We start from the raw sequence: 14,496 nt of genomic DNA on the forward strand, positions 1-14,496 counted from the left end.
TCTTCTTAGCGTTACTTCAGGTATTCACCACTGCGCAGCGCTTCGATACGTTTATCCAGCGGCGGGTGACTCATAAACAGCTCGCTCAGCGATTTTGATTTACCGTTAATGCAGAATGCCATAATGCTGGTCGCTTCCTGCGGTTCATAGCTGGTTTTCAGACGCTGCAGCGCGGCAATCATCTTCTCACGGCCAACCAGTTTCGCCGAGCCGGCATCCGCGTGGAACTCACGATGACGGGAGAACCACATGGTGATGATGCTGGCCAGAATACCGAATACCAGCTCCAGTACCGTCGCAACCGCGAAGTAGATCAGCGGGTTGCCGTTGCTCTCTTCCCCTTCATCGCGGTTCCCGCCCATAAAGCCTGCCGCGATCTGCGCCAGAATACGGGAGATGAAGATAACAAAGGTGTTCACTACGCCCTGGATCAGGGTCATGGTGACCATGTCGCCGTTCGCGATATGGCTGATTTCGTGAGCGATAACCGCTTCGGCTTCGTCACGGCTCATGTTCTGCAACAACCCGGTGCTGACGGCAACCAGCGACGCATCACGACGGGCACCTGTGGCAAAGGCGTTAATATCTGGCGCGTGGTAAATGGCCACCTGCGGCATGGCGATACCCGCCTGCTGCGATTGCTGAGCCACGGTATTCATCAGCCACTGTTCCATATCGTTACGCGGTTGCTCAATGACTTCACCACCTACCGATTTCAGTGCCATCCATTTCGACATCAGGAGTGAAACGAATGAGCCACCAAAACCAAACAGCAGCGCCATAATCAACAGACCCTGAACGCTGCTCGACTGAATTCCTGTCAGGCTTAGCACGAGCCCGAAAACCACCATCACCGCAAGGTTGGTGAGCAGGAAGAGCGCGATTCGCATCATAATTTTCTTTTAACCTCAGTTTAACAAAGCGCACTATGCGATTACCCACATCGTATGGGTATTACGGCTATTTTCAAGCATCCATCGGGCGTAAGTCACCAGAAAGACACAACTTTACACAATTGGAAATTTGCCTGACGGGAGAATGCGGAACAAAAAGAAACAGGCACAATTTCTTGTGCCTGTTGGGGGATTATTTTGCCGGTGCGGGTTGCACGGCGGGCTTCGCCTTTTCCTGATTCGCCAGGTCAAGAGCGATATGCACCGTCTCGTCGAGGTAAGGATCCGGCTCCTGGTAATCTTTTGGCAGATCGTCCAGTTTCTTAAGCAGAGGCTTACCTTCACGCTTGAAGCGATCGTTGATACGCGCCAGACGCGTTGCATCATCTTCGTTGTTCTCTTTCTCACGCTGAGCGTAGTTGAGAGAAACAATATTCCGCTTATCTTTCAGGGCATTGAAACGAGCAATGTCCTTCATGATGTACTGGAATTCCGGATCTTTGGCGATGCGATCGTTGTGCGCTTTCAGCAGTTCAGGACCAAACTGCGTCATATCACCCGCTTTCACGTACGTCGCGGCGTTAATGCTATCCCACGGCAATGCGTTATCTTCAAACTTCTCGCCGGTTTCAGTCTCTTCCGTGCCTGTCGGCATCATGATATCCGGCGTCACGCCTTTACGCTGCGTACTGCCACCGTTCACACGATAGAATTTCTGAATGGTGTACTGAACCGAACCCAGTGCAGGCCATTCCGGACGCAGCATCTGATCGTAGATACGATTCAGAGAACGATACTGCTGTACGGTACCTTTACCAAATGTCGGCTCACCGACAATCAGCGCACGGCCATAGTCCTGCATAGCGGCGGCAAAGATTTCAGACGCGGAAGCACTGAAGCGATCGACCAAGACCACCAGCGGGCCTTTGTAATAGACCACACCATCGTTGTCGGCATCTTCACGTACTTTACCGTTGTTATCGCGCACCTGAACCACCGGACCAGACGGGATAAACAGCCCGGACAGTGAAACCGCTTCGGTCAGCGCCCCACCACCGTTGCTGCGCAAGTCGATGATGACGCTGCTCACGTTCTGCTTTTCAAGCTTCTGCAGCTGGACTTTTACATCATCAGTCAGCCCAACGTAGAAGCCCGGGATATCCAGAACACCCACCTTCTCTTTACCCACGGTCTTCACCGACATTTTCACCGCGCGGTCTTCCAGGCGGATACGCTCACGCGTCAGGGTAACGATACGGGTTTTGGTGCCTTTACCGGCTGGCAGAATTTCAAGGCGAACTTTGCTGCCTTTCGGGCCTTTGATCAGCGCAACCACATCATCCAGACGCCAGCCGATCACATCGACCATGTTCTGTCCGGTTTGACCCACACCAACAATGCGGTCGCCTACGCTTATCGCTTTGCTTTTCGACGCCGGGCCACCGGCGACCATTGAGTTGATCACGGTGTAATCATCGTCCATCTGCAGCACCGCACCGATACCTTCCAGAGACAGGCTCATTTCGGTATTAAACTGTTCGGTATTGCGAGGCGAGAGATAATTGGTATGCGGATCGATTTCGTGAGCGAAAGCGGTCATCGCCAGTGAGAAAACATCTTCACTGTTGGTCTGAGCCAGACGACGAATAGCGAATTTGTAACGGCGCGTCAGCGTGTCACGGATCTCTTTTTCATCTTTGCCGGTCAGCTTAAGGCTCAGCTCGTCGTATTTTACTTTTCCATCCCACAGCGCATTCAGCTCGGCTTCGTCTTTCGGCCAGGGCGCTTTGCTGCGGTCCAGATTAAAGGTGTCGTTGCCGGTGAAGTCCATCGGACGTTCCAGCACTTTCAGCGCATACTGATAGCGTTCAAAGCGGCGCTTTTGCGACAGGTTATAGAGATCGTAGAACAGATCCAGCTTGCCTGAACGCAACTCGTCACCCACCCCGGATTTACGCTTAGCGAACTGCTCGACATCGCTGGCGAGCAGTACGTTATGGCTGTAATCCAGCAAGTTCAGATAGCGGTCAAAGATTTTGGCCGAAAAGGCCTGATCGAGATCGAACTGACGATAGTGCGAACGGGTGAAGCGTGAGGTCACACGCTCGCTCACCGTCGCGTGCTGCGTCTCTTCCTTGAGGACCGGAATTTGATCAACACGCGTGATATCGTCCACTGCGAAAGCATGGCCTGTTATAGCAAACAGGCCCGCCAACGCGGTGAGCTTAAAAAAAGTGTTCATGCCAGGCTTGGCCTCCGTTTCAGAACAACAAGTGTTCTGCGCGTACAATCATTGACATACCAGAAGTCAGCTGTACACGAACGCCATCTTTGGTGATTTCCAGTACGGTGGCGTCCATTGCGTTGTTACCCGCTTTCACCTTCAGTGCCTGACCCACGCTCAGGGCGTTAATGTCAGAAACCGGCGTATGGCGCGGCTCTTCACGAGGGGCGCGCGGGGCTTTAGCTGCTGGTTTGTCAGCACGCGGTTTGCGATCGTTATTATCGTTACGACGCGGCGCTGGGCGTGGTTTACGCTCACGACGAGGCGCTTCTTCCTGGCCGTTTGCCGCTGCGGCTTCGCGTTTTTTCGCTTGCTGTTCTGCACGTTGTGCCTGAACGCGTGCTTTGGCTTCTTCCAGCTGTTTACGTGCGTGCTCAACGTGCTGCTCGTCCAGCTCACCACAAGGGTTGCCGTCAAGATCAACACGCGTCGCGCCCGCTTTGATACCGTACAGGTAACGCCAGCTCGAAGTATAAAGACGTAAGGCGGAACGAAGCTGAGTTTTGCTGAGGTTCATTTCCCCCTCAACGCGTGCCACCAGATCCTGAAAAATACCGACTTTCAGGGGACGAGCTTCACCTTCAGCACTGAAGCACTGTGGGAAACGCTCGGCCAGAAATGCGATAACTTCTTTACTGCTATTCAACTTAGGTTGATTTTCCATGAAATTTCCTGATTACAACGGACGTTGCCAACAAGCGCAGGCATGAACAGGCGTCATTATAATGACGCTATCAGTAAATGCTACGTTATCCGTTGATTATCCTGCTACGCTCGCAAAGAATTTTTGATAATCGGTTGCGGCGAGAACGTTTTCGAGGTTCGCCACCAGCTCGCGCAGCCCTTGTTCGTCCTCGGTTGTGAAGCGACTGAAGACCGTGCTGTCGATATCCAGAACGCCAATAATCTGATTTTTTACCACCAGAGGCAGAACGATTTCAGAATTACTGGCTGCGTCACAGGCAATGTGTCCGTCAAACGCATGGACGTCTTCGACGCGCTGTACCTGATTAGTCGCGACCGCTGTACCACAAACGCCGCGTCCTACGGGAATACGCACGCAGGCAATTTTCCCCTGGAACGGGCCAAGCACCAGCGTTTCACCTTCCAGAAGGTAAAAACCGGCCCAGTTAACGTCTGATAGCCGTTCAAACAGCAATGCGCTAGTATTTGCCAGAGTGGCTAAGAAGCTGGTCTCACCCGCCATCAATGCCTTAAAATCGCGGTTAAGATCCGCGTAGAATTCTGTTTTGTTCATTATTCAATCACTTAGTTGTCTTACAAAATTACCGCATAGCCTATTAAAATAAGCATTAAATGCGCTCATGCTCAAGATGAATCCGTTCATGAGTTAATATAACGTTCAACAATACTTATTTGTGCGCAGCTGATGGCCTTAAAAACAACCAAAATTACGCCGACAAAAAAGATAACTGTCCATACGGTAAGCGAAGCTTTGCCTCGTGCACATTATCAGCGTTGCCCGCAGTGCGATACGCTTTTTATGTTGCCGAAGATGAAATCGCATGAAAGTGCTTTTTGCCCCCGCTGCGACGCTAAAATTCGCGACGGCCGCGACTGGTCGCTGACCCGCCTCGCCGCGATGGCCATCACCATGCTGCTTCTTATGCCGTTTGCCTGGGGCGAACCGCTGCTGAAGCTGTACCTGCTTGGTGTGCGTATTGATGCCAACGTACTGCAGGGGATCTGGCAGATGACGCGCCAGGGTGACCCGCTCACCGCCGCCATGGTGCTGTTCTGTACGGTCGGCGCGCCGCTGGTGCTGGTCGCCGCCATTGCCTATCTTTGGTTTGGTAACATTCTGGGGATGAATCTCCGCCCCGTGTTGCTGATGCTGGACAAACTGAAAGAGTGGGTCATGCTGGATATCTACCTGGTGGGCGTCGGCGTGGCGTCCATAAAAGTGCAGGACTATGCATTCTTGCAGCCCGGGGTCGGACTCTTTGCATTTATTTGTCTGGTCTTGCTCAGCATCCTCACACTCATTCATCTGAACGTCGAACAGCTCTGGGAGCGCTTTTACCCTCAGCGCCCGGCCACGCGACCGGATGAAAGTCTCCGGGTCTGTCTGGGGTGTCACTATACTGGCTTGCCCGACCCACGTGGCCGTTGCCCGCGGTGTCATATTCCCCTGAGACTGCGGCGCAACAACAGTCTGCAAAAATGCTGGGCCGCGCTGATTGCCTCGCTGGTCTTTTTGATCCCGGCCAATATGCTGCCGATTTCCATCATTTACGTGAATGGTGGGCGCCAGGAGGATACCATCCTCTCCGGGATCATCTCCCTCGCCCACAGCAACGTGGGGGTGGCGGCAATTGTGTTTATCGCCAGTATTCTGGTGCCGTTTACCAAAGTGGTGGTGATGTTTACCCTGCTCCTGAGTATTCACTTCAAATGTGAGCAAGGTTTACGTACCCGAATTCTGCTTTTGCGATTCGTCACCTGGATTGGCCGCTGGTCGATGTTGGATCTGTTCGTGATTTCGTTGATGATGTCGCTGATCAATCGCGACCAGTTATTGGCTTTTACAATGGGACCCGCAGCTTTTTATTTCGGCTCCGCGGTGATATTGACTATTCTTGCTGTGGAATGGCTGGATAGCCGCTTACTTTGGGATGCACATGAGTCAGGAAACGCCCGCTTCGCCGACTGAAGCGAGAATTAAAACAAAACGCCGCATTTCTCCATTCTGGTTGCTGCCTGTCATCGCCCTGATGATTGCAGGCTGGCTTATCTGGACGAGCTATGAAGATCGCGGAAGCACCATCACCATTGACTTCCAGTCTGCCGACGGCATTGTGGCCGGGCGAACCCCTGTCCGCTTCCAGGGGGTTGAGGTGGGTACCGTTCAGGACATCAGCCTTGGAAAAGGGCTGAATAAAATTCAGGTCCGCGCCAGCATTAAGTCCGATATGCAGGATGCGCTGCGCAGCGAAACGCAGTTCTGGCTGGTAACGCCTAAGGCCTCTCTGGCGGGTGTTTCAGGGCTGGATGCACTGGTTGGCGGTAACTACATCGGCATGATGCCGGGTAAAGGTGAACCGCAGGATCACTTTGTTGCGCTGGATACCCAACCAAAATACCGACTGAATAACGGCGATCTGATGATCCATCTGCAGGCACCGGATTTGGGTTCCCTCAACAGTGGCTCACTGGTTTATTACCGTAAAATTCCGGTAGGTCGCGTTTATGATTACGCCATCAACCCGAATAAACAGGGCGTGACGATTGATGTGTTAATCGATCGCCGCTTCACTAACCTGGTGAAAAAAGGCAGCCGTTTCTGGAACGTCTCCGGCGTGGATGCCGATCTCAGCCTGAGCGGTGCCAAAGTGAAGCTCGAGAGCCTGGCCGCACTGGTCAACGGTGCCATTGCCTTCGACTCTCCGGAAAACTCCAGCCCGGCCACGGCAGATGACACCTTCGGATTGTATGCTGACCTGGCGCACAGCCAGCGCGGCGTGATCGTCAAACTCGCCCTGCCCGATGCTAAAGGGCTGAAAGCGGGTTCCACACCGCTTATGTATCAGGGATTGCAGGTTGGGCAGCTCACCAAAATGACGCTCAATCCAGGCGGTTCCGTGACCGGTGAGATGACCGTCGACCCGAGCGTGGTTGATCTCCTGCGTGAAAAAACGCGTATCGAGATGCGCAGCCCAAAACTGTCTCTGAACGATACCAGCCTGAGCAATCTTCTGACCGGCAATACGTTTGAACTGATCCCCGGTGAAGGTCAACCCAGCAACAGTTTCGCTGTTGCGCCGGCAGATAAAGCGCTGCTGCAAAAACCGGGCGTCGTAACGGTAAAACTGACCGCGCCTGAAAGTTACGGTATCGAAGCCGGCCAGCCACTGATTCTGCATGGCGTCCAGGTGGGCCAGGTGCTGGAGCGTACGCTCTCTGAAAACGGCGTGAGCTTCTCGGTGGCTATCGATCCGCAATACAGCGACCTCGTGCATGGCGACAGTAAATTTGTGGTGAACAGCCGCGTCGACGTGAAGGTTGGCCTCGACGGCGTCGAGTTCCTCGGTGCCAGCGCCAGCGAATGGGTTAACGGCGGGATCCGCATTTTACCGGGCAATAAAGGCCCGGTGCGCGACAGTTATCCGCTGTATGCCAACCTGGACAAAGCGATTGAAAACAGCATGAGCGATCTCCCAACCACGACACTGACGCTAAGCGCCGAGACGCTTCCTGATGTCCAGGCTGGCTCCGTCGTGCTGTACCGTAAGTTTGAGGTCGGGGAAGTGATTACCGTACGCCCTCATGCGGACGCGTTTGATATCGAACTGCATATCAAACCGGAGTATCGCAAGTTGCTGACCCCGAATAGCGTGTTCTGGGCCGAAGGTGGTGCGAAAGTGCAGCTTAACGGTAACGGGCTGACCGTGCAGGCCTCCCCGCTTTCACGTGCGCTGCGCGGAGCGATCAGCTTCGATAACCTCAGCGGTGCGGGTGCAAACCTGCGCAAAGGCGATAAGCGTATTCTCTTCCCGTCTGAAACCGCTGCTCGTGCCGTTGGCGGACAGATTACCCTGCATGCTTTTGATGCAGGGAAGCTGGCGGAAGGGATGCCTATCCGTTATCTGGGTATTGATATCGGACAGATCCAGAAGCTGACGCTTATCACCGCGCGTAACGAGGTGCAGGCCACCGCCGTGCTCTACCCGGAATATGTTCAAACCTTCGCCCGCTCAGGCTCCCGCTTCTCGGTGGTGACGCCACAGATTTCGGCCGCTGGCGTTGAGCACCTCGACACTATCCTGCAGCCTTATATCAACGTCGAACCCGGTAAGGGGAATGCTCGCCGTGACTTTGAACTGCAGGAAGCCACGATCACTGACTCTCGCTATCTGGATGGCCTGAGCATTGTGGTGGAAGTGCCGGAAGCAGGCTCGCTGAACATCGGCACACCGGTGCTGTTCCGTGGGATTGAGGTGGGTACAGTGACGGGCCTGACGCTCGGTACGCTCTCTGACCGCGTGATGGTGGCATTACGCATCAGCGATCGTTACCAGCACCTGGTGCGTAATAACTCGGTGTTCTGGCTGGCCTCCGGCTATTCACTGGACTTCGGTCTGACGGGCGGGGTGGTTAAAACCGGCACCTTCAACCAGTTCATTCGTGGCGGTATTGCTTTCGCTACACCACCGGGGACGCCGCTGGCGCCGAAAGCGCAACCGGGCAAACACTTCCTGCTGCTCGAAAGCGAGCCGAAAGAGTGGCGTGAATGGGGCACTGCCCTGCCGCGTTAATCTCAGGGCTCCGGTGTCAACGCACCGGAGCCTTTATGTTACACTGCGCCCCTGAACTTTTCCCTGTGGTGTGCACGTGGCTCAAAACTCCGTATTTCTTCCTGAACAATTCCTGGCGCAGATGCGCGAGGCGCTTCCTTCTCACCTCTCGTTAGACGATTTTATCGCCGCCTGTCAGCGGCCGTTGCGCCGGAGTATCCGTGTCAACACGCTGAAAATAAGCGTCGCCGATTTTGTGACGCTGGTCTCGCCGTATAACTGGCAACTGACGCCAGTACCATGGTGTGCAGAGGGTTTTTGGATTGAACGGGATGACGAAGCGTCGTTGCCATTGGGCAGTACCGCAGAACATCTGAGTGGTCTGTTTTATATCCAGGAAGCCAGCTCGATGCTGCCGGTTGCCGCCCTGTTTGCGGATGATAATGCGCCAGAACGCGTCATGGATGTCGCTGCCGCGCCGGGCTCCAAAACCACGCAGATTGCCGCCAGGATGGGGAATCGCGGGGCCATTCTCGCCAACGAGTTTTCAGCCAGTCGCGTTAAAGTTCTGCACGCTAACATCAGCCGCTGCGGGATCCATAACGTTGCCCTGACGCACTTCGATGGCCGCGTATTTGGCGCAGCCCTGCCAGAAGCGTTTGATGCCATCCTGCTGGACGCGCCCTGCTCCGGCGAAGGGGTGGTGCGTAAAGATCCTGATGCGTTAAAAAACTGGTCTGTGGAGAGTAACCTTGAGATTGCCGCCACCCAGCGCGAACTGATCGACAGCGCCTTCCATGCCCTGCGTCCCGGTGGCACATTGGTTTATTCGACCTGCACCTTAAACCGTGACGAGAACGAGGACGTCTGTCTGTGGCTCAAGACGCAATACCCTGATGCCGTCGAGTTCCTGCCGTTAAACGGCTTGTTCGCTTCAGCCAATGAAGCCGTCACGCCTGAAGGATTTCTGCACGTTTTCCCCCAGATTTATGACTGCGAAGGTTTTTTTGTCGCACGGTTGCGTAAAACGCAGGCGGTTGAGCCACTGCCAGCCCCGACGTTTAAGGTCGGCAATTTCCCCTTCGCCCCCATGAAAAGGCGTGAGGCGGAGCAAGTCACTACCGCCGCCGCTAAGGTCGGGCTGGCCTGGGATGACACATGCCATCTTTGGATTCGCGATAAAGAGATTTGGCTTTTCCCGGCAAATATTGAGCCGCTTATCGGCAAGGTACGTTTTTCCCGCATCGGGATCCGCCTGGCGGAAGTGCACAATAAAGGCTATCGCTGGCAGCATGAGGCTGTTATCGCCCTCGCCGGCAGCGAGAATACGTTCGCCCTGACGCACCAGGAAGCCGAAGAGTGGTACCGGGGCCGTGATGTATATCCGGACAACACGCCATCGCATGATGAAGTGGTGGTGACCTATCAGGGTTATCCGTTAGGGCTGGCGAAAAAGGTGGGCTCGCGTTTGAAAAACAGCTATCCGCGAGAGCTGGTTCGTGATGGGCGATTGTTTACCGGTAACGATCGCACCGGCTGAAAAAAGCGCATTTTTTTACTGGCGATTTTGCTCTCCTTGTCTACGATCAAAAATGGATGCCCATACTGGTCATACCAGATTTTGATAACACACCCGGAGAGCAATATGACGAAAACCAGCGTGCGTATTGGCGCTTTCGAAATCGACGACGCAGAATTGCGCGGCGAAGCACAGGGCGAACGAACGTTAAGTATTCCCTGCAAATCCGACCCGGATTTGTGCATGCAACTGGATGCCTGGGATGCCGATACCAGCGTACCGGCAATACTTGATGGCGAACACTCAGTCCTTTACCGTGAGCATTACGATAGTCAATCCGATGCCTGGGTCATGCGTCTTGCCTGACCTAAAGAGAACCCGCCCGAAGGCGGGTTATTTATTACTGAAGCTGCGCCAGCGTAAAGTAACCATCGAAAACGGCGCCCGTATCAATGTAGTGCAGGTTATTAAAATCATACCGCCGGTCAAGTGGCGTATGTCCGAACCAGAAATGGTCCGCACCGCCGATCCCCTGCCCTTTCCCGACCATAAACCCCATCAACCGGTCGCGATCCCATAGTACGTGCTGGGCGCTTACGGGTTTTTGCCAGCGGTATTCCGCAGCGGGATAGTCAGCGTGAGCAATCACATTCACACCGTTTGCACAGGTTATCTCGATAATGTGCGGCAGTTCCCGACACGCATTAAGTAACGTCAGCGCCTGCTGCTGCTGTGTGTGCTCAAGGCGGGTAAACCAAATTCCGCCATTCATTGTCCAGAGTGCGAAATCATTATTATCAAGGCTGTCGATAGCCATTTGTTCATGGTTGCCCCGTACTGCACGAAACCATTTTTCATTCATGAGCTGTAAACATTTAATACTGTCAGGGCCACGGTCAATTACATCCCCTACGGAAATAAGCAAATCCTCATAAGGATTAAAATGCCGGCGTTTCAGTTCATCCATGAGCCATTGATAACAACCATGTATGTCGCTGACAACCCAGACGTGCCGCCACTTCCCACCATCGATTCGCTGATACATAAAACCTCCTTGCTTAAGTATAGACGCAGCAGAAATTGCAGCTGACACGCGCAGCATTCACAAAGCCAAACGAACGGTAAACCAAATGGAAATAAAGATCCGCGCGCTATTAATCCCTTTTTGCTGACTCTTTAGAATAAGGCATGAATTAAACGAGAGGTCTTAACGTGTCTAATATGCACCTGCACAACGATGTGTTCTATCCGCATCGCACAAATATCATTTCCGAGCTGGTGAAAGGAAAACGCGTTCCGGGTCCAATCTGGCAGAAGCGCGAGTATCGTCTGAAGTTCCTGCTGCGCTCGCTCCTGTTCTGGTCTTCCACCCATCGCGTGCTGGAAACGCTCTCAGGACGTGATGATTTTGACCGTCTGCTGGCCTCTCAAATTACCTTACCGAGTAAAACCCATCGGCAGTATCTGATGCGTGGCCTGACGGCCGGCGATCGGGCTGACGCTATCATCAGCCATTATCACTGGGTCGATAGCCTGAAAAATATCACCCTCGCCAACGCGCTGACCAGCCCGCAAGAGCAGACGATAGTGCAATTTCAGGCAAAAAACGACGCGACGTATACCGTGAGTGCCTCCTCTGCCGGCAAAGCCGAGCGGGAAGGTGAAAGCACGCTGTGGCTGCGCGACAGCGAGAATACCGTGCTAGCAAGCCTGACGTTTAGCGTCGCCCGCAGCAACGGGCAGCGAGTGCTGGTGATTGGTGGGCTTCAGGGGCCACGTCGCAACGTCTCGCATGACGCCATTAAACTGGCGACCCGCGCCTGCCATGGCCTGTTTCCAAAACGCGTACTGATGGAAGTGATTTTCCAGCTGGCCGCACATTCATCCGTCCGGGCAATTTTTGCGGTTGGTGATGAGGGACACGTTTTCCGCGCACTGCGTTACCGCCTGAGCAAAGGCCGTCATTTCCATGCCAGCTATGACGAATTCTGGGCGAGTCTGGACGGTAAGAAAATCTCCCCCTTCTGCTGGCAACTGCCGTTACAGATGGAGCGTAAATCACTGGAAGATATCGCCAGTAAAAAACGGGCGGAATATCGCCGTCGCTTTGAACTGCTTGACTGCATTGAGGCTGAGGTGAAATCACGCTTTTAAGCGCGCTGAGAGCTTTCTTCAACTCTGCACAAAAATTTAACAAAACCGACAAAAAGGGCTGGACTTACGCCTGCCGTTTTGTGATATGGTTGAAGGCGGATCACTGAACGTGTCCCTTCTGAGAGAACCGGTGAAAGGAATAAATCGTTTGCTTTCAATCAGATAAAAAGAGACCGAATACGATTCCTGTATTCGGTCCAGGGAAATGGCTCTTGGGAGAGAGCCGTGCGCTAAAAGTTGGCATTAATGCAGGCTAAGTCGCCTTGCCTTTTAAGAATAGATGACGACGCCAGGTTTTCCAGTCCTCAGTTAAAGCGGCCGGAAAAAAAGCGTATGAGCATCATTAAAAGTGAAAAACCGCAGTGCTTTCGCAAGCATCTGCGGTTTTTTATTGGAAACCCGAAGATTAACAAAGCGTGTCTGCACGCTCGATAAACGGTGCCAGGCTCATCTTCTGCCCTGGATGCGCGGGATCATCAATCTGAATAACGCTGATTGGCTGTCCACTGCTTTTGCCGCTGGCGACCTGCTGCTCTGCGACATCATTTAAAGGGTATTGCACCAGCGTGCTTGGGTTAATCGCATACAAGGCGTGCCCCGGACGGCAGGTCAGCATCACCTCTTCACGATTAAACGCCCATTTGTCCTTACCCACTTCAAAACGGCTGACGGTAATGACCTGTGGTGCGGCCAGGGCACTCCCCGTGCAGGCCAGCAAGATGAGAGAAAGTAGTGTCTTTTTCATAGGATAGTTAACCTTGTCAGAAGGGTTCCCAGGTCGCGAACAGACTGACTGTAGCCAGCACCAGCGCACCCAGCACCACTTCTGCTTGTGTCATTCTGATAAATATTTGTTGTTCTCGCCCGCTTTGCGCACGAAACCGTGGCACCAGAAAATACCGATTTGCCAGCGCAATTACCACCATCAAAGCCACCAGCGCACATTTGAGCAACAAAAATTGCACGTAACGGGCCTGCCAGGGAATATCGATACCCAGAATAAACAGCGCATTAAAAACGCCGGTAAGCACCACGCCTGCTACGGCGTAATGTCCCACGCGTGAGAAGCGCATCATGGTGTAGATTGCGGCAGGCTGCCACTGCCCTTTCGCCAGACGCATGCAAAACAGCAGCGGCAGTAATCCGCCAAGCCAGGTTGCAGCACATAACACATGAAGAGCGTGATTAAGACGTTGTAATGCGCCCACCGCGCCTTCGTTCATTGTCGCATGCCCTACTCCCGCCAGCAGGATGAACTGTCCCATGGCGAGCAGTAACAGCCGTGAGCCTTTATGCGGTGCCAGCCATGCTGTACCGGCAGTAAGGACCGCGAGAATAATTTGCCACAGCCAGACGCTTCCAAACTGCGTCCCCAGCACGCTACGCCAGATGTCGGGGTTGACGACATCGCCCCAGCCATTCCCCATTAACCCGCCCTGAAGCGTAAACATCAGGAGCGCTGTCACCAGGCTGATTAACGCCGCCATTCTCTGCTGCGACTGAAAACGCCGGGACATGAGTCGTTGCAGAGAGGAAGGAGCAAACCAGACGCTATACAGCGCATTGCCAAAAATAAGCATTAACGCGCCGAAATGGAGAAAGCGCAGCCCTACGTAGCACATCGCCAGCATGCTATTTCACGCTAAAGTGATAACTGCCTTTTGTCTTGTGGCCGTCTACCGACACCACATGCCAGTCAACCTGGTAGGTTCCGGGCGTCAACTCGCGATCCAGCGGCACATTCAGCTGCGTCTTGTCTTTCTCGTCGCGTTTAACGGCACCGGTCCTGATGGTCTGCTTTTGTGCATCCGTCACCACCACACCGCTAAAACCGGGCTCAATACCTTCTGAAAACGTCAGCGTCAGCGTGCGCGGTGCCGTCACAAGGCTATTTGCTGCCGGAGTCTGTTGTTTAAGGTGAGCGTGCGCCAGCACGGAGGGTGACATCACGCAAGAGGCCAAAAAGACCAGTGCGCCTGTCGCGCGGGAAGAGGATAAACCCATCGCAATCATTCCTTTTTGTTATGCCTGTATGGCAAAGAATAACTCTGTATAATAAGCGAGTCGAGGATCATCCCACCTCTGCTTGTCATCGTCGAGCAATCGCGGTAACGTTGCCGCCGTCTAAAAAGGAGAAGGTAATGAAGATCAATCTGGCCGCCCTTCCTCAGGACGAGATGGATAAAGTGAATGTCGATCTCGCTGCCGCTGGCGTCGCATTTAAAGAGCGTTACAACATGCCCATCGTGGCTGAAGTGGTTGAACGTGAGCAACCTGCTCATCTGCGCGACTGGTTTCGCGAACGCTTAATTGCGCATCGTCTCGCCTCAGTTAACCTTTCTCGTTTACCGTACGAACCTAAAGTTAAATAAGCTTAACGAGTCGTTACAC

14 protein-coding genes are annotated in these 14,496 nt (G+C 53.6%); 6 read left to right on the forward strand and 8 right to left on the reverse strand.

Going from position 1 to position 14,496, the window contains the following annotated elements; genetic code table 11:
- Positions 1-11 precede the first annotated feature (11 nt).
- The 4 genes from htpX to AC2FAP_RS08425 all read right to left on the reverse strand — a co-directional run bounded on the left by htpX (position 12) and on the right by AC2FAP_RS08425 (position 4,435).
- Complete coding sequence (gene htpX, locus AC2FAP_RS08410; protein WP_014170610.1) at positions 12-893, reverse strand: protease HtpX; 882 nt, start codon at positions 891-893, stop codon at positions 12-14.
- 193 nt (positions 894-1,086) lie between these two features.
- Entirely contained in the window at positions 1,087-3,135 is a 2,049-nt protein-coding gene (gene prc / locus AC2FAP_RS08415; protein WP_020883416.1) for a carboxy terminal-processing peptidase, read from the reverse strand.
- A gap of 19 nt (positions 3,136-3,154) precedes the next feature.
- The gene (proQ, locus tag AC2FAP_RS08420) at positions 3,155-3,841 is read right to left on the reverse strand and encodes an RNA chaperone ProQ (RefSeq protein ID WP_014170612.1); all 687 of its coding nucleotides are present in this window, start codon (positions 3,839-3,841) and stop codon (positions 3,155-3,157) included.
- 96 nt (positions 3,842-3,937) lie between these two features.
- Positions 3,938-4,435, reverse strand: a complete 498-nt coding sequence (locus AC2FAP_RS08425) for a GAF domain-containing protein (protein ID WP_014170613.1) — start codon at positions 4,433-4,435, stop codon at positions 3,938-3,940.
- Positions 4,436-4,567: 132 nt separating this feature from the next.
- Here AC2FAP_RS08425 and yebS point away from each other — a divergent pair, with 132 nt between their 5' ends.
- From yebS to AC2FAP_RS08445, 4 genes are all read left to right on the forward strand, one after another.
- The gene (gene yebS, locus AC2FAP_RS08430; protein ID WP_020883415.1) at positions 4,568-5,851 is read left to right on the forward strand and encodes a membrane integrity lipid transport subunit YebS; all 1,284 of its coding nucleotides are present in this window, start codon (positions 4,568-4,570) and stop codon (positions 5,849-5,851) included.
- Complete coding sequence (locus AC2FAP_RS08435) at positions 5,820-8,453, forward strand: PqiB family protein (protein ID WP_449541752.1); 2,634 nt, start codon at positions 5,820-5,822, stop codon at positions 8,451-8,453. The genes yebS and AC2FAP_RS08435 overlap by 32 nt, the downstream gene beginning before the upstream one ends.
- Before the next feature lie 76 nt (positions 8,454-8,529).
- Positions 8,530-9,972 carry a 16S rRNA (cytosine(1407)-C(5))-methyltransferase RsmF gene (gene rsmF, locus AC2FAP_RS08440; protein ID WP_449541753.1) on the forward strand — a complete coding sequence of 481 codons (1,443 nt, stop codon included), beginning with the start codon at positions 8,530-8,532 and terminating at the stop codon, positions 9,970-9,972.
- A 105-nt stretch (positions 9,973-10,077) separates the two neighbouring features.
- On the forward strand, positions 10,078-10,317 hold the full coding sequence (locus tag AC2FAP_RS08445; protein WP_020883412.1) for a YebV family protein: 240 nt from the start codon (positions 10,078-10,080) through the stop codon (positions 10,315-10,317).
- A gap of 34 nt (positions 10,318-10,351) precedes the next feature.
- Here AC2FAP_RS08445 and pphA read toward each other — a convergent pair whose 3' ends face one another.
- Positions 10,352-10,996 carry a protein-serine/threonine phosphatase gene (pphA, locus tag AC2FAP_RS08450; RefSeq protein ID WP_032678424.1) on the reverse strand — a complete coding sequence of 215 codons (645 nt, stop codon included), beginning with the start codon at positions 10,994-10,996 and terminating at the stop codon, positions 10,352-10,354.
- Between the two features lie 167 nt (positions 10,997-11,163).
- On the opposite strand from pphA, the gene AC2FAP_RS08455 reads away from it, so the two are divergent.
- Complete coding sequence (locus AC2FAP_RS08455) at positions 11,164-12,105, forward strand: VirK/YbjX family protein (protein WP_047356858.1); 942 nt, start codon at positions 11,164-11,166, stop codon at positions 12,103-12,105.
- A gap of 406 nt (positions 12,106-12,511) precedes the next feature.
- On the opposite strand, the gene AC2FAP_RS08460 is transcribed toward AC2FAP_RS08455, so the two are convergent.
- The 3 genes from AC2FAP_RS08460 to yobA are packed head-to-tail and all read right to left on the reverse strand — an operon-like array spanning position 12,512 to position 14,109.
- Positions 12,512-12,850: a YebY family protein gene (locus tag AC2FAP_RS08460; protein WP_014170622.1), complete on the reverse strand. Its 339-nt coding sequence runs from the start codon at positions 12,848-12,850 to the stop codon at positions 12,512-12,514.
- 16 nt (positions 12,851-12,866) lie between these two features.
- Positions 12,867-13,736: a copper homeostasis membrane protein CopD gene (gene copD, locus AC2FAP_RS08465; protein ID WP_449541754.1), complete on the reverse strand. Its 870-nt coding sequence runs from the start codon at positions 13,734-13,736 to the stop codon at positions 12,867-12,869.
- 1 nt (position 13,737) lies between these two features.
- Entirely contained in the window at positions 13,738-14,109 is a 372-nt protein-coding gene (gene yobA, locus AC2FAP_RS08470) for a CopC domain-containing protein YobA (protein ID WP_439411825.1), read from the reverse strand.
- Positions 14,110-14,246: 137 nt separating this feature from the next.
- Between yobA and AC2FAP_RS08475 the strand changes: the two genes are divergently transcribed.
- Complete coding sequence (locus AC2FAP_RS08475) at positions 14,247-14,477, forward strand: DNA polymerase III subunit theta (protein ID WP_013096102.1); 231 nt, start codon at positions 14,247-14,249, stop codon at positions 14,475-14,477.
- Positions 14,478-14,496: the final 19 nt, after the last annotated feature.

It is taken from the genome of Enterobacter cloacae complex sp. 394I7 (genome assembly GCF_057320345.1).